Genomic DNA, 20298 nt, shown 5'->3' on the forward strand with positions numbered 1-20298 from the left:
TTTGTCGATCTCCTCTGCCTGGATCTCGAACGAAGGCCGGCGTGGAGCGCGGCCGGCGGTACACGCAGCGACCGGAACAAATAGTCCAAGTCAAAAAAAATTTGAAATTAAAATTCCAAAAAGTTCTACCGGACGGCGTTCGGTGCGGCGGCAATGCGCTCGGCCAGCTCCCGTCGACATCGGCGTAGGCATCAACGAGTCGCCGGCGCAGGTCGAGGCCGTGGGCGGGACGGCGAGCGCATCGAAGTGCGCAAAGTTGCAAACTCACTGCATTCCAAACAGCGTGAGCGCAATAAAATCATGAACAATTATGAGCGCTTATCGACTCTCATGCGCTCGCCCCGAGGCCGTAGGCGCCCATGCGAGCCTCCCAGGCACATCCCGTGCCCCGAGCTCTGCGGGCGAGCTCGGGGCTGTACCAGACCCCCTCTGAAAACTGCTGTGTGTCCTCGTTCTACGGGTTGACAAATTGGAACAAATATTCTACGAGGGAGCTCCCTGAGCCAGAGCCGCTGGCGAAGGCAAATCAGAGCGCGTGGAGGCGAAGATCCTGCGATCAGCGCCCTGGTAGGAGTCCATCATGGCAAAGAAGATCGGGTTCGTCGGAGTCGGGTTGATGGGACACGGCATGGCCAAGAACCTCCTGGCCAAGGGCTTCCCCGTCGCCGCGATGGCTCACAGGAATCGCAAGCCGATCGAGGACCTGCTCGCGCAAGGCGCGAGCGAGGCCAAGACGCCGCGCGCCATCGCCGAAGCCTCCGACCTCGTCCTCCTGTGCGTGACCGGCGCTCCGCAGGTCGAGCAGGTCGTGTACGGAGAGAACGGGCTCCTGGGTGCCTTCAAGAAAGGCATGATCCTGCTCGACTGCTCCACGAGCGAGCCGGCCATGAGCGAGCGGGTCGCGAACGACCTGGCGGCGCTCGGCGCGTCCTACGCCGACGCACCGCTGGCGCGCAGCCCGAAGGACGCCGAGGCCGGCAAGCTGAACACCATGGTCGGCGCCGACGAGCAGACGTTCGCCGAGGTGCGGCCGGTGCTGGAAGCGTTCTGCGAGAACATCTTCTACATGGGCGGCGTCGGCTCCGGCGCCCGCACCAAGCTCATCTACAACCTCATCACGATGGGGCACGCGGCGCTGATCGCGGAGGCGCTGTGCGCGTGCGCGGCCACGGGCGTCGACCTCGGCAAGTTCGCCAAGGTGGTGGGCAGCGGCGGCGCCAACAGCGGCATCTTCCAGCTGATCGTGCCGAAGATCCTGGAGAGCGGCGACTTCGGCGGGCTCAACTTCACGCTCGCCAACGCCGCCAAAGATCTCCGCTACTACAACCGCATGGTGGCGGACGTTCCGCTCACGGCGCCGATGGGGCCGGCGGTGCTCAACTCGCTCGTGTCCGCGCTCAACTCCGGCTACGCGGACGGGCTGGTCGGACACATGGTCGCCTCCCACTGCAAGCAGAACGGCGTCGAGCTCGGGAAATGACCTCTCGCACCCTGAACCTGGCGGCGGTGGGCGCGCTGTGCGTGCTCGCGGCGGCGTGCAGCAAGAAGACGGGTGCCGAGGGCGCTTCGTCCTCGCAGGCGGAGTCCGGCAAACCGCCGATCCTGATCGGCATCACGGCGGACGCCAGCGGCCAGTACGCGAACAGCGGCGACTCCGACAAGCGCGGCATCATCATGGCCATCGAAGAGGCCAACGCCAGGGGCGGCGTGCTCGGTCGGCCCGTGAAGTGGGTGCACATGGATACCGAGACGACGCCGGCGACGGGCTCCCGCGTCGCCGAGCGCATGATCAAGCAGGACAAGGTCGCCTTCCTCGTCGGCGGCGTCAGCTCCGGCGTGGCCAACGCCATCTCGCAGGTGGCGCAGAAGTACGGCGTCATCTACCTCAACACGAACAGCAGCTCCGCCACGGAGGCCGGCGAGAACTGCCACCGCGTGAAGTTCGTGTGGGACGCCAACGGCAGCAACTTCACCCAGGCTTCCGCCAAGGGCGCGATCGAGACGTTCGGCAAGAAGTGGCTCTTGCTCACCAACGACTACGTGTGGGGTCACGACACCGCCAAGGCCACCAAGAAGGTGGTGGCGGAGAGCGGCGGCGAGATCATCGACGAGATCCTGGTGCCGCAGGGCACGCGTGACTTCAGCGCGATCCTGCTCAAGGTGCAGCAGAAGGCGCCGAACGTCATCGCCGCTGCCGTCGGCGGTGACGACCTGAAGGCCCTGCGCGCGCAGGTCGCGCAGATGAAGCTGGGCGACAAGTACGCCTGGATCAACAACCAGCAGGACTGGCCGGACATCTACGGCTTGCCGCGCACGGACCTGTTCGGCGTGTTCGGCACGACCTGGTACCAGGGGCTCGACTTGCCCGGGGTCGAGGAGTTCAACGCCAGGTACGCCAAGGCCAACCCCGACGCCAAGATCAAGACGCCGGGCAACGTGTTCTACAACGGCTACTGGGCGACCCGCTCGCTGCTGGAGGCGGTCGAGCGCGCCAAGACCACCAAGAACCACGCGGTGATCAAAGAGCTGGAGGGCCTGAGAATCTCGGCCAAAGACCGCATGCAGCACCACGACGCCACCATGAACCCGGCGACGCACCAGCTGCAGCAGACGATCTACCTGGCCACCGCCGACCTCGACTCCCAGAACCCCGACGAGCTGTTCAAGATCCTCAGCCACACCGATCCGAGCCAGGTCGTCGACAAGGAGGCGGACGCCAAGTGCAAGCTGGAGCCGCTCGAGTCGACGCCCGTCTACGAGCCGTAAGCCGTGCTGCCCCACCTGATCAACGGCGTCTCGCTCGGCATTCTGTTCGGGCTGCTGGCGCTCGGCTTCATGCTCATCGTCGGCGTCATGGAGGTGATCAACCTGGCGCACGGCTCGCTGTTCGCGCTCGGCGCCTACCTGGCGGTGGAGATCATCAATCCCGGGTTCATGGGCGAGGCGGCCGGCACGTACTTGGAGCTGCCGCTGGCGCTCAGGTACGCGCTGGCGCTGATCGTGGCGCCGCTCCTGCTCGGCGTCGTGGGCATGGGCCTGGAGCGCTGTATCCGCCGCACGTACGGAAAGAAGTCCGAGTACGGCCTCCTGCTCACCTTCGGCGCCTCCCTGGTGCTCGAAGAAGGCATTCGCATCGTGTGGGGCCCGGGCGAGAAGAGCCTGCCGGTGCCGGAGGCCGTGAACGGCGCGTTCATGGCCGGTGACCTCATCTACTCCAAGTATCGGTTCTTCGCCGCATTTCTGGGCGTCGTGATGATGGCGCTCGTGTGGCTGTTCCTGGAGAAGACGCCCTACGGGGCCCGCGTGAAGGCCGGCGCGCACGACGCCGAGATGGTGCGCGCGCTGGGCATCAACATCAGTCGGCTGCGGCTGTTCGTGTTCGCCATGGGCGCGGGTCTGGCGGCGCTGGCGGGCATCATCCTGACGCCGATCTGGGGCCTGCGCCCGCACGTGGGCGTGGACGCGGTGATTCCCTCGTTTCTCATCATCGTGCTGGGCGGCGTCGGTAGCTTCTGGGGCGCCGTGCTCGCCGGGCTGCTCGTCGGCGTCACGGTCGGCATCACCGGTGGATACGCCGCCGAGTGGTCGGTCATGTCCATGTACCTCTTGCTCATCCTGGTGCTCAGCGTCCGCGCGCGCGGGCTGATGGGTAAGAAGAGCGCGCTCGAGGCCTGATCGATGCCGCTTTACACACCCGTCACCGCAAGAGGCCGCCAGGCGCGCGGGCAAGCCTGGGTCACGAGGCCCATGCTGATCGCGCTGGCCTCGATGGCGAGCTTCCCGCTCTGGGCCGAGCACGTCGGGCTCTACCAGTACCTCGGCATCGAGGTCGCGATCTGGATGTTGTACGCCCTCGGCTACAACTTGCTCATGGGCTACACGGGCCTGCCCGCGTTCGGCCAGGGCGCGTTCCTCGGCGTCGGCGCCTACGCCTACGGCCTGTCTTACCTGAGCTGGTCGCAAAACCCGCTGATTTGCCTGGCGCTCGGCGCGGCCGCGGGCGGCCTCGGCGCTGCGCTCGTCGGGGCGCTCGTGGCGCACCGGCGCGGCATCTACTTCGCCCTCCTCACCATCGCCTGCGGGCAGGTGTTCTGGTTCGTGGCCATGAAGGCGCACTCGATCACGGGCGGGGAGGACGGCTTGCTCAACATCCGCCGGCCGGCGCTGGCTGGGCTCGAGCTGAAGGACAACGCCGCGCTCTATTACGTGGTGCTCGCCATCCTGGCGCTCGCGATCGTGGCGCTGTGGCGCCTTGTGCACTCGCCGTTCGGCAAGGCGCTGCAAGCCATCCGCATGAACGAGCCTCGCGCGCGCTTCGTCGGCTACAACGTGTGGCTCACGAAGTGGACCGTGATCGCGCTCTCCGGCGTGTTCGCCGGGCTGGCCGGCGGGCTCCTGGCCATGGCGCAAGAGAGCGCCTATCCGGACGTGATGAGCGTGCACAGCTCCGGCTTCATCGTCATGGCGGTGCTGATCGGCGGCGGCACCGTGAGCTTCTGGGGGCCGGTGCTGGGCGCGCTGGTGTTCATCGTCGCGCGCGACCTGCTCGGCGCCGCGACCGAGACCTGGCTGCTCTGGTACGGCTTGCTCTTCATGGCGGTGGTGCTGTTCCAGCCCGAAGGCATCGCCGGCGCGTTTCAGCATTACCGCGCCAGGCTCTCGCGCCGATCTCGCGCGGCGGGACCCGAGCCGCTGCCCACGGAGGCCGGAAATGGCTCTGTTTGAGGCCATCCACCTGAGCAAGCGCTTCGGCGACCGGGTGGTCTTGGAGGACATCACGCTGTCGTTCGAACAGGGCCAGCTGTCGGGCATCATGGGCCCGAACGGCGCCGGCAAGTCGACCTGCTTCAACGTGCTCACCGGTCACTTCCCGCCGGATCGCGGGCAGGTGCTGCTGGATGGACAGGACATCACCGGCCTGTCGCCGCGGCAGATCGCGCAGAGGGGCGTGGCACGCTCGTTCCAGATCATGAGCTTGTTCGACGAGTTCACGGTGCTGGAGAACGTGCTGTTCGCCGTGCCGGAGATGCGCCGCTCCGGCATGAACCCGTTCAAGAGCGTCGCCGCCGACTCCGCTGCGATGGACAAGGCGATCCGCGTCGTCGAGCAGGTGGGGCTCGGCCAGCGCCTCGACAGCAAATCGATCAACCTGTCCTACGGCCAGCGCCGCGCGCTCGAGATCGCCGTGGCGCTCGCGGCGGAGCCGCGCGTGCTCTTTTTGGACGAGCCGACGCAAGGCATGGGCGCCGAAGGGCGCGACCGGCTGCTGGAGCTGATCCTCACGCTCAAGCGCCGCTTCACCATCGTCATGATCGAGCACGACATGGACTTCTTGTTCCGGCTGGCCGATCGCGTGTCGGTGATCCACTGGGGCCAGGTGATCGCGCAGGGCACGCCGGACGAGCTGCGCTCGGATCCGTGGGTGCGCCGGGCGAAGCTGGGAGCGCCGGCGGATGCTTGAAATCCAGGGTATCGAGACCTTCTACGGCGAGACGCAGGCGCTGTTCGGCGTCGATCTGAGCGTCGGCGAGGGCGAGGCCGTGGCGCTCCTCGGGCCGAACGGCGCCGGCAAGACGACCGTCTTGCGCTCCATCCTCGGTCTCACGCCGGCGCGCCGCGGGGCGATCCGCTTCGGCGGCAGCGAGATCACGCGCGCGGCCACGAGCGACATCGCTCGCGCCGGCATCGGCTGGGTGCCGGATGATCGCCGCATCTTCCCCGCGCTCAAGGTGAGGACCAACCTTCAGCTGGGCAAGAAGAAGACGGCGTTCCGCAGCTGGAGCGAGAAGGAGGTGTTCGGCCTGTTCCCTGCGCTGGAGTACCTGCTCGATCGCGACAGCGAGAACCTCTCCGGCGGCGAGATGCAGATGGTCGCCATCGGCCGCGCCCTGCTGGGCGGTCCCGGCCTGGTGCTGCTGGACGAGCCGTCGCAAGGCCTGGCGCCCAAGCTGGTGCAGGACGTCATGAAGACCATCGCGCGCCTGCGCGACGAGGGTATCGGCGTGCTGGTGGTGGAACAAAACGTGCGCAGCGTGCTGGCGGTGTGCGATCGCGCGTACATCATCCGCGGCGGCCGCGTCGTGCACCACGGGCCGGCCAGGGCGTTGCTAGAGGACGCATGCCTGCTGGGAGAGCTGTCATGACGACGCCGGTCCTCGAGGTGCGGAACCTGAAGAAGACGTACTCGCGCGGCCTGTTCGCCAGGAAGCAGACGTTCAGCCTCAGCGCCTCGTTCACGATCGAAGGGCCGGAGATCATCGGCGTGATGGGGCCGAACGGCGCCGGCAAGACGACCCTGTTCGAGATGCTGTCGGGCAGCAACGCGCCGACCAGCGGGCAAATCCTGTGCGGCGGGCGCGATATTCAAACGGTGAAGTACCGCGAGCGTGACCGCATGGTCATTCACTACCACCAGTCGTATCAGGTGCGCTCGGTCAAGAAGACCAAGCCCGATTTCATGCTGCGGCCGGCGGGGTCCGACTACCCGCTGGTGCACATCTTCGACGAGCCGCAGTTCAGCACGCAGGACGGTTACATCGGCTTCATGCTGAGCTTCTTCAAGCAGCTCCGCGCCAGCGGCCGCGTGGTCATGCTGTGCGTCCATCCCTACGAGCCGTTTCACATCGACATCCTGCGTGACCACTGCGAGCGCTTCCTGTTCGTGGCCGGCGGTCAGGTCGCGGAGCTGCCGACCTACGGCAGGCTGCTGGAACATACGGGCGTGCGCGACTACCTGGGCGCGCTCGCGGATTGCTGAGCAACGAGAATGACGCCAACGAGAATCGAAACGAAGGACAAGACGAACAACCCGAGCCGCGTCGCGATGGTGACGGGCGCCGGCGGCGCCATGGGCGCGGCGATCGCGCGCTCCTTGCTCGCCGAAGGCCACCGCGTGGTGCTGGCGGACGCGGATCGCGCGGCGCTCGATGCGGTGACGGCCTCCCTGGGCGATGGCGCCTACCCGATCCTGTTCGATCTGAGCGACTCGGCGCAGGTCGAGGCCGCGTGCGCCGAGGTGCGCGAGCGCGTCGGGGCGGTGGAGATCCTGGTCAACAACGCGGGCGTGCTCTCCAATCACAAGCTGGCGGAGACCACGCCGGAGGAGTGGCGCAAGATCATGGCCGTCAACCTGGACGGACCGTACCACCTGAGCCGCGCGTGGGCGCCCTCCATGCGCGAGCGCAGGTGGGGCCGCATCATCAACATGTGCTCGGTGGCCATGAAGACCGGCGGCCTCACGGCCGGCACCGCCTACACCGCGTCCAAGGGCGCGCTCGGCGGACTCACGTTCTCGCTCGCCCGAGAGCTGGCGCCGCACGGCGTGACCGTGAACGCCATCGCGCCGGCCTACGTGAAGACCAAGATGATCACCGAGCAGCTCACGGAGGAGCAGCGGCAGCAGACGCTGAAGCAGATCCCCGTCGGTCGCTTCTGCGAGCCGGAGGAGATCGCGCACGCCGTGGTCTTCCTGTCCTCGCCCCTGGCTGGCTTCATCACCGGGGAGCTGCTCGATATCAACGGCGGTTTACACCTGGATTGAGGCCACCATGACGACCACCGCGCCCCAGTTCTCGAGGACCCTGCTCGGCAAGGTCGCGTACGTACCGGGCGGCACCGGCGTGCTCGGCGCGGCGATCGCGCGCGGCCTCGGCCACGCCGGCGCCAAGGTGGTCGTGGGCGGCACCGACGAGGGCAAGCTGCGCGCGGTGACAGACTCGGTGCTAGCTACCGGGGCGGAAGCCGAGGGCGTCGCCTTCGACGCCCGCTCGGTGAAGGACATCGGGCGCTCGGTCGACGCGGTCTGCGACCACTTCGGGCGCTGCGACATCCTGGTCAACGCCGTCGGCATCCATCGCGAGCAGCGCGTGCTCGAGGCGACCGAGGAGAGCTTCGACAGCGTGATCGACCTCAACCTGAAGGCGGCCATGTTCCTGGGGCAGGCCGTCGCGCGGCGTCAGGTGCAGCAAGGACAGGGCGGACGCCAGGTGCACATCCTGTCCGTGCGCGCCTCCCTGGCCCTGCAGGGGAAAGGCTATTCGGCCTACACCTCGAGCAAGGGCGGCCTGGCCATGATCGTCCGACAGCACGCGGTGGAGCTCGCGCCGCATCGCATCAACGTGAACGGCGTGGCGCCGACCTTCGTGCAGAGCGAAATGGCGCAACATGTACTCAAGAACGCCGAGCAACGAGCCAAGCTGCTCGAGCGCATCCCGCTCGGTCGCGTCGCGGAGCCGGGGGACGTCGTCGGACCGACGCTGTTCTTCTGCGGCCCCGGCAGCGATTTCGTGACCGGGCAGATCCTGTACGTGGACGGAGGCCTGACGGCCTGCCAATAGCGCGGCACGAGCCTCGATAGGTAATGAAGCCATGATCAAGAAACTGCAGAACTACGTAGGCGGCAAGATGACGGACAGCTCCACGCAGCGGTGGGGCGACGTCTTCAACCCGGCGCTCGGCGCCGTCACGAGCCAGGTGCCGATGTCGACGGCCGGCGAGGTGTCGAGCGCGGTGGGGGTCGCCAAGCAGGCCTTCGAGGGCTGGTCGGCGACGCCGCCGGTGCGGCGCGCGCGCGTCATGTTCGAGCTGAAGAGCCTGATCGACCGGCATCTCGACGAGCTGGCGGCGCTCGTCACCGCCGAGCACGGCAAGGTGCTTGACGACGCGCGCGGCTCCGTGACGCGCGGCATGGAGGTCGTCGAGTTCGCCGCTGGTATTCCGCAGCTGCTCAAGGGTGAGTACTCGGAGGGCGTGGCGCGCGGCGTCGACAGCTGGTCCTTTCGCCAGCCGCTCGGCGTGTGCGCCGGCGTCGGGCCGTTCAACTTCCCGGCCATGATCCCGCTGTGGATGGCGCCGATCGCCATCGCCTGCGGCAACACCTTCATCATGAAGCCGTCGGAGAAGGTGCCGTCGCTGTCGCTGCGCCTCGCGGAGCTGTGGACGCAGGCTGGGCTGCCGCCGGGCGTGTTCAACGTCGTGAGCGGCGACAAGGAGGTCGTCGACGCTCTCATCGAGCATCCGGACGTCGCGGCCATCAGCCTGGTCGGCTCCACGCCCGTGGCCGAGGACGTCTATCAGCGCGCGACGCGAGCCGGCAAGCGGGTTCAGGCTCTGGGCGGCGCCAAGAACCACATGATCGTCATGCCGGACGCCGACCTGAGCCACACGGTCGACGCGCTGATGGGCGCCGCCTACGGCTCGGCGGGCGAGCGCTGCATGGCCATCTCGGTGGCGGTCGCCGTCGGCCCCGGAACGGGCGACCGCCTGGTCGATGCGCTCATCCCCAAGGTCAAGGCGCTCAAGATCGGACCCGGCGACCAGCCGGGGTTGGACATGGGGCCCCTGGTCACCAAGCAGCACCTCGAGAAGGTCTCCGGCTACGTGGACCTCGGCGTCAAGGAAGGCGCAAGGCTGCTGGTCGACGGGCGCGGCCTCAAAATCGCCGGATCCGAGAACGGCTTCTTCCTGGGTGGTTGCCTGTTCGACCACGTCACCTCGTCCATGAAGATCTACCAGGAAGAGATCTTCGGCCCGGTGCTCGCCATCGTCCGCGTGCCGACGCTTGACGCCGCCATCCGGTTGGTGAATGCCCACCGCTATGGCAACGGCGGCGCCATCTTCACCAGCAGCGGCGAGGCTGCGGATGAGTTCACCAAGCGCATCCAGATCGGCATGGTGGGCGTGAACGTGCCGATCCCCGTGCCGATGGCGTTCCACAGCTTCGGCGGCTGGAAGGGCTCGCTGTTCGGCGATCACTACATGCACGGTCCGGAGGGGGTCCGATTCTTCACGCGCCTGAAGACCGTCACGTCGCGCTGGCCGCGAGGGGCCAGCGTCGGGGCGAGCTTCGCGATGCCCACGGTGAAATGAATGAAGAAGAGCGAAGCTACGCTTCCGGAGACGTACGAGCAGCTGGAAAAGGCGATCATCAAACAATTCCCCAGCCTGAGCAAACGTCTCCAGCAGATCGCCAGCCACGCTCTCGACAACCCCAGTGAGCTCGCGCTCGACACCATCGCGCAGGTCTCGCAGCGCGCCGGTGTGCAACCCAGCAGCCTCATCCGCTTCGCCCAGGAGTTCGGCTTCTCCGGCTACAGCGACATGCAGCGCGTGTTCCGCACGCGGCTGACCGACGCCATGCCGGACTACAAGGAGCGCCTGCGCTCCCTCAACGGCACCGAGGGCGCTCCGAGCGAAGAGGCCAAGGGCGACGCCAGCGCGCTGCTCGACCAGTTCGTCGAAGCGGACATCGTCGGCCTGCGCCGGCTGCAGCAGCAGAGGCGGATGGGGCCGCTGCTGGACCAAGCCTGCAAGCTGATCACGGACTCCGAGATCGTGTACGTGGTGGCGCACCGCCGCTCCTTCCCGATCGCCTTCTACCTGGCCTACGCCTTCAGCCAGATGAACGTGCGCAACGTGCTGGTGGACGGCGTGGGCGGCATGTTCATGCAGCAGGTCGGCCACGCCACGAATCGCGACGTCATCATCGCCATCAGCTCCAAGGATTATTCGCCGGACGTGGCGCAGGTCGTGCGTGAAGCCAAGCAGCGTGGCGTCAAGATCGTCGCCTTGACCGACAGTCCGCTCAGCCCGCTCGCCGAGCACGCCGACGTGAGCCTGGAGGTACAGCAAGCCTCGGTCGGCATGTTCCGCTCGCTCGCCGTCACCATGACGCTGGCCGTCACGCTCGTCGTCGGCCTCGGCCGCGCCGTGGAGGCCAAGCGCAGCCACGGTAACGGTAAGAAGTCGAAGCGATCGGCCTGAAGGCTTCGCGCACCGCCGGGCGTCAGGCGAGCGGTCGCGGAGGGGTGCGGCGACGCGGGGGCGGCCCGCGGGGCGAGCTGCGACGCGGCAGCCCACCCGCTCCAGCCGCCGGCCGGCGCTGGTCAGCTCACGTGTCTGGATTCGGGATGCGCAGGTCGCGGATGAAGCTGAGCAGCCCGTAATATGAATCGAGGAAGGTGCGCAGCGTGCGACGGGTGGCGCCGAAGCCGTCGAACTCGGCCACCTTCATCCCCTTGGGGTCGTAGGCGCGCCTGAAGTCATCGAGCTGCTCGGAGAGCTCGGTCATGGCTTGCTGCGGAACCGGGTTGTCGATGCGCGGGATGACCGGGATCTTGGAGGCGTTGAACTTGCGCTGCCACTCCGGCGGAATCGTGAGGATGACGTCCCCGCCCACCAGCTCCGACCAGTGGAGGTGATGACGATAGGCGGCGGCGAGCAGGCGCGTGCGGTAACCGGACTGCTTGAACGTCTTGAGCGCGTTCTTGAACACCGCGATGCCGGCCCAATCCAGCGTGCCGGGGGTCGGCACCTTGCCTTGTCGTTCGCACACGACCTTGAGCCAGTCGTCGAGGCGGCCGACCATGATGGTGCAGACCGGGACCATGTTGGCCGTGGAATGTCCGGCTGCCTCACGGCGCTTGAGCCCTCGCTCGACGGCCTCGGCCACGGCGACGGCCTGCGGCGCCGTGAAGCAGACGGTGGCGTTGACGTTGACCCCCTCCGCCGTCACGTCCTCGATGGCCTGGATGCCGGCCACCGTGGCCGGAATTTTCACCTGCAGGTTGGGAGCGAGCGACGCGAAACGGAGCGCCTGGCTCACGAGCGCATGGGGGCTCTTGTGAAACTCCGCGTTGGTCTGGATCGACAACCAGCCCTTCTTGCCCCCCGTCTGCTCGAACACGGGTGTGAGCAGGCTGGCAGCTTTCACGGACATCTCTTCCATCAACTCCCACGCGATGTGCGCCTCCGTCCACGTGGGCTGCGCTTGGATCAGCTCCTCCACGCGCGCCTTCCAGTCGCCGAACTCGGTCCTGAGCACGCTGGCGACGATGGTGGGGTTGCTGGTGGCGCCGACCGCGCCGTGCTCGAGGGCGTACTTGAGCTCGCCGACCGCGCACGAGTCGCTCCAGAAGTCCGTGGGGGTGGTCGAGGCCATCTCGTGCAGGGGGCTGCGGAACCTGGTGGACATGCTGACATTGGAACATATTTTCTAACCAACGGCAATTATCGGAATAAAAATTCCACGGCCGGGATCCCGGCCGCAGCATCGAGGAGAAGGACGGCGCGGTTGAGAAGGTAAAGCAGCCAACACAGGAAACGAACGTCGCTCGGAGAGCGGACGGGGACGGCCGCCGTGAGCCACGAAGCTGGGTGACGGTGCGCCCGCGTGCGTCGATCGAATGTGCGGGTCGTGCGGGGTCGGAGGCGCTGCGCAGGTCGAGCGCACGTACGAAGTTCACCCGAGGCGACCGGGCTTTTGGTACGCTGGCGGAGGACGGCGCCGTCCGTCGGCGCTTCGAGGGGCCACGGCATCATGAACGATGGCGAAGCGAGGAGTGGCAGTACAGCGGAGGTGGAACTGGAGAGGCTCCGCCGGCGCAACGCCGAGCTAGAGCGGCAGCTCGCCGAAAAAGCGCGCGTGGAGACCGCCCTGCGCGACAGTGAGGCGCGCTACCGGGGCATCGTCGAGGACCAGACCGAGCTCATTTGCCGCTTCCGGATGGATGGCACGCTGACCTTCGTCAACGACGTGTACTGCCGGTACTTCGACAAGACGCGGGAGGAGCTGATCGGGCATAGCTTCACGCCGCTCGTCCCCGACGAGGATCAGCGGGTCCTCGATCGCCAGTTCGCGAAGCTCGGCCCCGAGAATCCGATCGTCCACACCGAGCACCGGGTCGTGCGCCCCGACGGGTCGATCCGCTGGCTGCACTGGACCAACCGGGCCCCGCTCGGCGAGGGGGGCGCGAGCGCCGAGTTCCAGGCGGTCGGCGTCGACGTCACCGATCGCCGGCAGGCCGAGGACGAGGTGCGGCGGCTCAACGCCGAGCTCGAGCTGCGCGTGGCGGAGAAGACGATGAAGCTCGAGCAGATGGTCCGCGAGCTGTCGGCCCCGCTCATGCCGGTGGCGGATGAGGTCATCGCGATGCCGCTGATCGGCTTCCTCGACAGCGCCCGCGCCGCGGCGGCGCTCGAGACGCTCCTCCAGGGGGTGATCGCGCACAACGCCACCACGGTGGTGCTGGACATCACCGGCGTGGCCGTGATCGACACCCAGGTAGCCGACGCGATGATCCGGCTGGCCAAGGCGGTGCGGCTCCTCGGCGCGCAGGTGGTGCTCACCGGCATCCAGCCGCGGATCGCGCAGACGCTGGTCGATCTGGGCGTCGGTGTAGGCGGCGTCGTGACGCTGCGGACCCTGAAAGAGGGTATCGCGTTCGCCCTGAAGCGCGGCCCCGCGGGCCCGGGGCGGCAAGCCCGCTAGCAAGGCTCCTCCGCGACGCGGCGGTCCTCGGCTCTGCGCAACCCATGGATTGAAGCAAGGAATCTCCGACCCTCTATCCAGCCTGGCGTCGCGTCGTGTAGCGTGATCGATCATGGCGCAAACGACCGCTCACCTCGATGTGCAATCCGCCACCGACGAGGATGCCCGCGGCGACTCACGGGGGATGGAAGAGGCCGACCCCCGCTACATCAACGACGACATCGCGCCCGTGCGCCTGGATCAGCGCAAATGGGGGATGAAGGACATCGCCGCACTGTGGATATCCATGTGCGCCTGTACTCCCACGTACATGCTCGCTTCGGGCCTGATCGCCGAGGGAATGAGCTGGGCTCAGGCCGAGCTCACGATCCTCCTCGGCAACGTGATCGTGCTCCTGCCCATGATCCTGAACGCGCACGCGGGCACGAAGTACGGCATTCCGTTTCCCGTCTACTGCCGGAGCGCGTTCGGCGTCCGAGGGGCCAACGTGCCGGCGGTGCTCCGGGCCCTCGTGGCGTGCGGCTGGTTCGGAATCGGGACATGGCTCGGCGGGTGGGCCATCTACAAGATCGTCGCCGTCTTCGTGCCGTCGATCGAGCAGATGCCGGCGACGCCGCTCGGCATCAACGCCGCCCAGCTCGCCTGTTTTCTGCTGTTCTGGGGCATCAACGTCTGGATCATCCACCTGGGCATCGAGTCGATCCGGATCCTGCTGAACATCAAGGCGCCCCTCCTGGTCGCCCTCGGCCTGCTCTTGCTCTTCTGGGCGTATGGCCGCGCCGGCGGGTTCGGCCCGATGCTCGAGAGGCCCTCGTCCTTCGCGGCGGGGCAACCCAAGGAAGGCCAGCTCTGGAGCTTCTTCTTCCCTGCGCTCACGGGGATGGTCGGCTTCTGGTCCACGCTGGCGCTCAACATCCCCGACTTCACCCGCTACGCGCGCTCGCAGCGCGATCAGGCCCTCGGGCAGGCCGTCGGGCTGCCGCCCACCATGGCGTTCTTCTCGTTCATCGGCGTCGCCGTCACGTCGGCCACGGTCGTCATCTACGGGGAGACCATCTGGGACCCGGTCGTCCTCATCACCCGCTTCGAGAGCCCCGCCGTCCTGATCGTCTCGCTCGCGGCGCTCAGCATCGCCAACCTGGCGACGAACATCGCCGCGAACGTGGTGAGCCCCGCCAACGATTTTTCGAACCTCTGGCCGTCACGGATCTCCTTCCGCACCGGCGGCCTCATCACCGGGGTGATCGGGATCCTGATGCAGCCCTGGCGGCTCGTCAGCGATCCGACGGGGTACATCTTCACCTGGCTCGTCGGCTACTCCGCGCTGCTCGGCCCCGTCGGCGCGATCCTGATCGCAGAGTACTACGTGATCCGCAGGACCGAGCTCGATCTCGCAGCGCTCTACAAGCGGGAGGGGCCCTATTGGTACACGAGCGGGTGGAACCCCATCGCGATCGTCGCCCTCGTCGCCGGCGTCCTGCCCAATTTGCCCGGCTTCCTCGGCACCATCGGTGTCTTGACCGTCTCCGCCGCATGGATGGACTTCTACCACTACGCGTGGTTCTCGGGTTTCTCGATCTCGTTCGTGGTCTACGTCGCCCTCTCGCTGATGCGCCGCCCGGCCACGCGCGCCGCGGCTTGATCCTCGCCCCCCGCGCAGGCGCGATGCCCATCACGACGTAACCTGCCGGCGAAGGCTGCGCCCCTGACGCGGGGAGCACGCCGCGACATGCGGCTTCCCCACCACGGCGACAGGACGCCCTCGCGACCGAGCCTTCGTGGTGGGTCGGGCCCCTACCGGAGAGGACCTGTAGCACACTGTGGAGCGAGCCATCCACGAGGAGCGCTCGTCCTTGAAAGGTGTCTTCCCAAACAATCGCATCATCTTCTGACTCTGCACCATTGCTCGGCGGCTGAGGTTCGGTGGTATCCTTGAATGTTCCCCTAGCCTCCGAGGTTCCCATGATGAAGCTCCTTCGCCTGTCGCTCCCGGCGCTCGCCCTCGCCGCCTGCGGCGACACCGGCACATCTGTGGACGAATCCCGAGCCGGCGCGAGCGCGCCGAGCGCCCTCGCCCCCGCCCGCCCCTACACCCTCTTCGAGAGCGGCCAGGTCCGCCCTCTCGCCCTCTCGCCCGACGGAACGATGCTCTTCGCCGTCAACACGCCGGATAACCGGCTGGAGATCTTCAGGGTCAGGCGCGGCAGCCTCGAGCACCGCGGCTCGGTCGCCGTCGGCCTGGAGCCCGTCGCGGTCGCGGCCCGCAGCGACGACGAGGTCTGGGTCGTCAACCACCTCTCCGACAGCGTGAGCGTGGTCGACGTCTCGAGACCCAGGAAGCCCCGCGTGGCGCGCACCCTGCTCGTCGGCGACGAGCCTCGCGACATCGTCTTCGCCGGCCCTGGCAAGGACCGCGCCTTCATCACCACCGCGCACCGCGGCCAGAACAGCCCTGTCGACCCGGCGCTCACCACGCCGGGCGTGGGCCGCGCCGACGTCTGGGTCTTCTCCGCGGCGAGCCAGAGCCCCGCGCCGCTCACCATCGTCACCCTGTTCAGCGACACGCCGCGCGCGCTCGCCGCCACGCCCGACGGCGCGCGCGTCTACGCGGCGGCCTTCCACTCGGGCAACCGCACCACGGCGATCGAGACCAACGTGGTGAACCTGGGCCTCGGCCTGCCCCCGCCGACCACCAACGCCGCCGGGGTCGCGCAGCCCTCGGCGCCCCTCATCGTCAAGTTCGACGGCCAGCACTGGGTGGACGAGCTGAATCGAGCCTGGGACGACAAGGTGAACTTCGCGCTGCCCGACAAGGACGTCTTCGTCCTCGACGCCATGGCCGACCCGCCCGCAGAGCTCGCGGGCCCCGCGGGCGCCTTCCAGGGCGTGGGCACGGTCCTCTACAACATGGCCGTCAACCCGGTGAGCGGGCGCGTTTACGTGGCCAACACCGAGGCGTTCAACGAGCAGCGCTTCGAGGGCCCCGGCGTCTTCGCCGGCCACAGCGTGCGCGGCCGCTTCAACCACAACCGCATCACGGTGCTCGATCCGGCGACGGGCGGCGTCGCCCCGCGGCACCTGAACAAGCACATCGACTACAGCGCGTGCTGCGCCCCGGTCCCGAACGCCGAGAGCCGGAAGAGCCTCGCGCTGCCGCAGGGCATGGCCGTCTCGGGGAACGGAAAGAGGCTCTACGTCGCCGCGCTCGGCTCGGACAAGATCGGCGTCTTCTCGACCGCGGCGCTCGAGGCCGACACCTTCGTGCCCAGGCGCGCGAGCCAGATCCCCGTCTCCGGGGGCGGGCCGACCGGCGTGGTGCTCGACGAAGCGCGCAAGCAGCTCTACGCCCTCACTCGGTTCGACAACTCCATCGCGGTCATCGACCTCGACGCCCGGGCCGAGATCGCGCACGTGCCCATGTACAGCCCGGAGCCGGAGAGCGTGGTCCGCGGCCGCCGCTTCCTCTACGACGCCTCGTTCTCGTCGAGCCACGGCGACTCGGCGTGCGCGAGCTGCCATGTGTTCGGCGACGTCGACAGCCTGGCGTGGGACCTCGGCGACCCCGACGCGATGAACACGCCGATGCCCGGGCCCTTCGTGCTCGATCCTGCGCTCTTCGGCCAGCCCGCCGAGTTCGCCGCCCTCAAGGGGCCGATGACGACGCAGAGCCTGCGCGGGATGGCCAACCACGGCCCGATGCACTGGCGGGGGGACCGCACCGGCGGGAACGACGCGCCGAGCGCGCAGCCGGACAGCGGCACCTTCGACGAGGAGGCGGCGTTCAAGAAATTCAACGTCGCCTTCGTCGGCCTGCTCGGGCGCAGCGCGCCCATCCCCGAGGCGGACATGCAGGCGTTCACCGACTTCATGCTCCAGGTGATGTATCCGCCCAACCCGATTCGCCGGCTGGACAACACGCTCACCCCCGACCAGGAGGCGGGTAAGGCCTTCTTCACCGAGCCGGGCGGCGCGTGCAGCACGTGCCACGTGCTCGATCCCGCCGGCAACGCCGAGCACGGGGTTCCGTTCCCGGGCTTCTTCGGGTCCGACGGGCGCTACACGTTCGACTTCATCTTCCAGAGCTTCAAGGTCGCCCAGCTGCGCAATGTCTATCAGAAGGTGGGGATGTTCGGCATGGTGCAGAACCCCCGCTTCAACGATCGAGACGTCGCGTTCCAGGGCGACCAGATCCGCGGGTTCGGCTTCGGCCATGACGGGACGATGGATACGATCTTCCGCTTCCACGATCAGCGCGGCTTCAACGAGGCGCCCGGGGTCGCCGGGTTCCCGCCGGGCGAGGCGGGCGACGTGCTGCGCCGGCAGGTGACCTCGTATCTGCACGCGTTCGAGACGAACCTGGCGCCCGTCGTGGGCCAGCAGGCGACGCTCGCCGGCGCCGGCGACACGGCGGCCGAGCAGCGCGTGGACCTCTTGATCGCGCGCGCCGGCGCGGGCGAGTGCGATCTCGTGGTGAGAGGCCGCGTGCAGGGCGAAGAGGCGGGCTTCCTCTACCAGGGCGACGGCACGTTCCGCCGGAACCGGGCGGGGAGCGCGGCGATCGGCGCGGCGGCGCTGCGCCAGCTCGCAGCCGCGGAGCACGCGCTGACGTACACCTGCGCGCCGCCGGGCTCGGGGGTGCGCATGGCGCTCGACCGCGACGGCGATGGAGCGCTCGACGGCGACGAGGAGGACGCGGAGACCGATCCGGCGGATCCGGCGAGCCATCCCGGAGGCTGAGCCAGGACCCGCCCGCGCGCGCTCACGTCGCGCGCACACGCCCGGGGCGGCCATCGACCCGACGAGCACGTCCAAGACCAGAGCGCCGCAGCCCGCGCTGCCACGGGGCTCGGAGAGGCGTCCGCCTCGATGGCGTGCGGTTTGCAATCTGCCTCAACCGCTCTCGGACTGGCCTCTCCACGGCACCGAAGAGCGCGGGAGCATGAAGAGAAGCAGCATTGGACCGTTCCTGGACCTCACCCTCGCCATGGCCCTCGTCGGCAGCTCCGTCGTGGCCGGCAAGATCATCACCCGCGAGTTCCCGGTATTCCTGGCTTCGGGCCTGCGCTTCGGGCTGGCGATGCCCTTGCTCATTCTCCTGTTGCTCGCCAAGGAGAAGCGCCTGCCGGCCCTGGTGTGGCGCGACTACCGCGTGCTCTTCCTCCAGGCGCTGACGGGGGTGTTCCTGTTCAGCCTCTTCCTCCTGTACGGGCTGCGCTACACGACCTCCTCCGAGAGCGGCATCATCACCAGCACGACACCGGGCGTCACCGCCCTCCTCGCGGCCTTGATCCTCGGCGAGCGGCTCAATCGCTGGAAATGGGCCGGCGTCGGCCTCTGCGTCGCCGGGATCGCCGCTCTCCAGCTCGGCTCCGGCGGAGAGGGCGGCGCGGAGGGCGCCCGCGGCTCGGCTCACCTGTTCGGTACGGTCCTGATCCTGGGAGCGGTCGTGTGCGAGGGCCTGTTCACGATCCTGGGGAAGGTCATGACGGCGAAGCTCAGCCCCCTCGCGGTCTCGACCATGGTGGTCGCCTTCGGCTTCATGCTGTTCTTGCCGCTGGCGGTCTACGAGGCCCGCTCGTTCTCGTTCTCGCAGGCCTCGATGGCTGGCTGGCTGTCGATCGTGCACTACGCGCTGGCCGTCACGGTCCTCGGCTTCGTCCTGTGGTACCGGGGCGTCAGCAAGGTCTCCGCGGCCACGGCGGCGGTCTTCACGGGAGTCCTGCCCGTGAGCGCGCTGATCCTGTCCTATCTCGTGTTGCACGAGGAGCTCCGCGCCGCGCACGGGCTCGGCATCCTGCTGATCTTCGGCGGGATCCTGTGCGCGACCCGGCAGCGCTAGCGCCGAACGCTCCCGCGGTTCCTTTTGCATTTGCCAGAGGCTTCCGTCGTCAACCTAGAGCGGATCTCGGTTGGAACTGAGACACCGTCCTCCGTCTCTCGTCCCCGTCTTCCCTCTTCCCTCTTCCCTCTTCCCTCTTCCCTCTTTCGTGCTCCTCTTCGTGCGCGTGCGCGTGCGCGCTGATTCCGGGAAATCGCGCACGCGCACGCGCACGCGCACGAAGGACGCGCACGGAAGACGGAAGACGAGAGACGAGGGATGAGAGACGAGAGACGAGAGACGAGAGACGAGAGACGAGAGACGAGAGACGAGGGACGAGGGACGAGGGACGATCGGGACGAGAGAGTTTGGTTCTAGCGCGTGCCGTGCTGCTCGGGGCAGCCCCGAGCCCCCTACCCGCGCGTCGCTTCCTTGAGCTCGCGGACGAACCCCTCGACCGCGGCCAGCCGCGCCGGCGCCGGCGTCGCGTCGAGGAGGCGAATGATCGCGCTGCCGACGATGGCGCCGTCGGCGCAGCGCGTGACCTGGCGGACGTGGGCCGGCGTCCCGATGCCGAAGCCGACCGCCACCGGGAGCGCCGTGGCGGCCCGGATGCGGTCGACAAGGGCTTCCATCCCGTCCGCCACGCGGTCGCGCACGCCAGTGACGCCGTTCAAGGGGACGCAGTAGACGAAGCCGCGGCCCTTGGCGCCCAGCGCGCGCAGGCGAGCCGGGCTGGTCGTCGGAGCGGCGATGAAGGCGACGCCGAGGCCGTGGGCACCCAGGACATCGAGCCAGGGGTCGGCGGAGTCGGCCGGCAGATCGGGGACGATGAGGCCGTCGATGCCCGCCTGGACCGCCGTCGCGGCGAGCCTGTCCAGACCGAAGGCGAGGAACGGGTTGCTGTACCCCATCAGCACGATCGGCACCGACACGGAAGCCGCGCGGGCCCGGGTGATCTCGGCGAGCAGCCAGGCGAGGCTCGCGCCATTGGCCAGCGCATCGTGGCTGGACTTCTGGATCACCGGGCCGTCGGCGACCGGATCCGAGAACGGTACGCCGACCTCGATGGCGTCGGCGCCGGCGCGCTGGAGCGCCGCGAGCAGCGGGATGAGCGACTCCCGCGACGGGTGGCCGGCGGTCACGTAGGGAATCAACGCGCGCTCGCCGCAGCGCGACAGCTCCGCGAATCGGGCTTCGAGCTTTCTCATGA

The 20298-nt window shown here is 68.1% G+C and carries 17 protein-coding genes; 15 read left to right on the forward strand and 2 right to left on the reverse strand.

Annotated elements, in window-relative coordinates:
• The first annotated feature begins 580 nt into the window (after positions 1–580).
• The 11 genes from WME83_RS24555 (at position 581) to WME83_RS24605 (ending at position 10761) form a co-directional block, all read left to right on the forward strand.
• On the forward strand, positions 581–1480 hold the full coding sequence (locus tag WME83_RS24555; RefSeq protein ID WP_437321707.1) for an NAD(P)-dependent oxidoreductase: 900 nt from the start codon (positions 581–583) through the stop codon (positions 1478–1480).
• Complete coding sequence (locus WME83_RS24560) at positions 1477–2766, forward strand: ABC transporter substrate-binding protein (protein ID WP_437321708.1); 1290 nt, start codon at positions 1477–1479, stop codon at positions 2764–2766. The genes WME83_RS24555 and WME83_RS24560 overlap by 4 nt, the downstream gene beginning before the upstream one ends.
• Before the next feature lie 3 nt (positions 2767–2769).
• Positions 2770–3675 (forward strand): branched-chain amino acid ABC transporter permease, encoded by a 906-nt coding sequence (locus tag WME83_RS24565; protein ID WP_437321709.1) that lies wholly within the window; start codon positions 2770–2772, stop codon positions 3673–3675.
• Between the two features lie 72 nt (positions 3676–3747).
• Positions 3748–4725, forward strand: a complete 978-nt coding sequence (locus WME83_RS24570) for a branched-chain amino acid ABC transporter permease (RefSeq protein WP_437321710.1) — start codon at positions 3748–3750, stop codon at positions 4723–4725.
• Positions 4712–5461: an ABC transporter ATP-binding protein gene (locus WME83_RS24575; protein WP_061627852.1), complete on the forward strand. Its 750-nt coding sequence runs from the start codon at positions 4712–4714 to the stop codon at positions 5459–5461. The genes WME83_RS24570 and WME83_RS24575 overlap by 14 nt, the downstream gene beginning before the upstream one ends.
• A complete protein-coding gene (locus tag WME83_RS24580; RefSeq protein ID WP_437321711.1) occupies positions 5454–6143 on the forward strand; it encodes an ABC transporter ATP-binding protein in 690 nt (229 codons plus the stop codon). The genes WME83_RS24575 and WME83_RS24580 overlap by 8 nt, the downstream gene beginning before the upstream one ends.
• Positions 6140–6757, forward strand: coding sequence for an ATP-binding cassette domain-containing protein (locus tag WME83_RS24585; protein WP_437321712.1), 618 nt, complete (start codon positions 6140–6142; stop codon positions 6755–6757). Before WME83_RS24580 ends, WME83_RS24585 begins: the two co-directional genes overlap by 4 nt.
• A gap of 9 nt (positions 6758–6766) precedes the next feature.
• Complete coding sequence (locus WME83_RS24590) at positions 6767–7540, forward strand: SDR family NAD(P)-dependent oxidoreductase (RefSeq protein WP_437321713.1); 774 nt, start codon at positions 6767–6769, stop codon at positions 7538–7540.
• 7 nt (positions 7541–7547) lie between these two features.
• On the forward strand, positions 7548–8336 hold the full coding sequence (locus WME83_RS24595; protein ID WP_437321714.1) for an SDR family NAD(P)-dependent oxidoreductase: 789 nt from the start codon (positions 7548–7550) through the stop codon (positions 8334–8336).
• A 31-nt stretch (positions 8337–8367) separates the two neighbouring features.
• A complete protein-coding gene (locus WME83_RS24600) occupies positions 8368–9867 on the forward strand; it encodes a CoA-acylating methylmalonate-semialdehyde dehydrogenase (protein ID WP_437321715.1) in 1500 nt (499 codons plus the stop codon).
• Complete coding sequence (locus WME83_RS24605; RefSeq protein WP_437321716.1) at positions 9868–10761, forward strand: MurR/RpiR family transcriptional regulator; 894 nt, start codon at positions 9868–9870, stop codon at positions 10759–10761.
• Between the two features lie 127 nt (positions 10762–10888).
• Here the strand turns inward: WME83_RS24605 and WME83_RS24610 are convergent, their stop codons facing one another.
• Positions 10889–11971 carry a transaldolase family protein gene (locus WME83_RS24610; RefSeq protein ID WP_437321717.1) on the reverse strand — a complete coding sequence of 361 codons (1083 nt, stop codon included), beginning with the start codon at positions 11969–11971 and terminating at the stop codon, positions 10889–10891.
• 384 nt (positions 11972–12355) lie between these two features.
• On the opposite strand from WME83_RS24610, the gene WME83_RS24615 reads away from it, so the two are divergent.
• The 4 genes from WME83_RS24615 (at position 12356) to WME83_RS24630 (ending at position 19106) form a co-directional block, all read left to right on the forward strand.
• On the forward strand, positions 12356–13267 hold the full coding sequence (locus WME83_RS24615; RefSeq protein WP_437321718.1) for a PAS domain S-box protein: 912 nt from the start codon (positions 12356–12358) through the stop codon (positions 13265–13267).
• Positions 13268–13379: 112 nt separating this feature from the next.
• Complete coding sequence (locus WME83_RS24620) at positions 13380–14909, forward strand: NCS1 family nucleobase:cation symporter-1 (RefSeq protein ID WP_437321719.1); 1530 nt, start codon at positions 13380–13382, stop codon at positions 14907–14909.
• 320 nt (positions 14910–15229) lie between these two features.
• Positions 15230–18004 (forward strand): beta-propeller fold lactonase family protein, encoded by a 2775-nt coding sequence (locus WME83_RS24625; protein WP_437321720.1) that lies wholly within the window; start codon positions 15230–15232, stop codon positions 18002–18004.
• 202 nt (positions 18005–18206) lie between these two features.
• Entirely contained in the window at positions 18207–19106 is a 900-nt protein-coding gene (locus WME83_RS24630) for a DMT family transporter (RefSeq protein WP_437321721.1), read from the forward strand.
• A gap of 392 nt (positions 19107–19498) precedes the next feature.
• Here the strand turns inward: WME83_RS24630 and trpA are convergent, their stop codons facing one another.
• A complete protein-coding gene (gene trpA / locus WME83_RS24635) occupies positions 19499–20296 on the reverse strand; it encodes a tryptophan synthase subunit alpha (RefSeq protein WP_437321722.1) in 798 nt (265 codons plus the stop codon).
• Positions 20297–20298 lie beyond the last annotated feature (2 nt).

It is taken from the genome of Sorangium sp. So ce385 (genome assembly GCF_051474135.1).
Classification (GTDB): domain Bacteria; phylum Myxococcota_A; class Polyangia; order Polyangiales; family Polyangiaceae; genus Sorangium; species Sorangium cellulosum_D.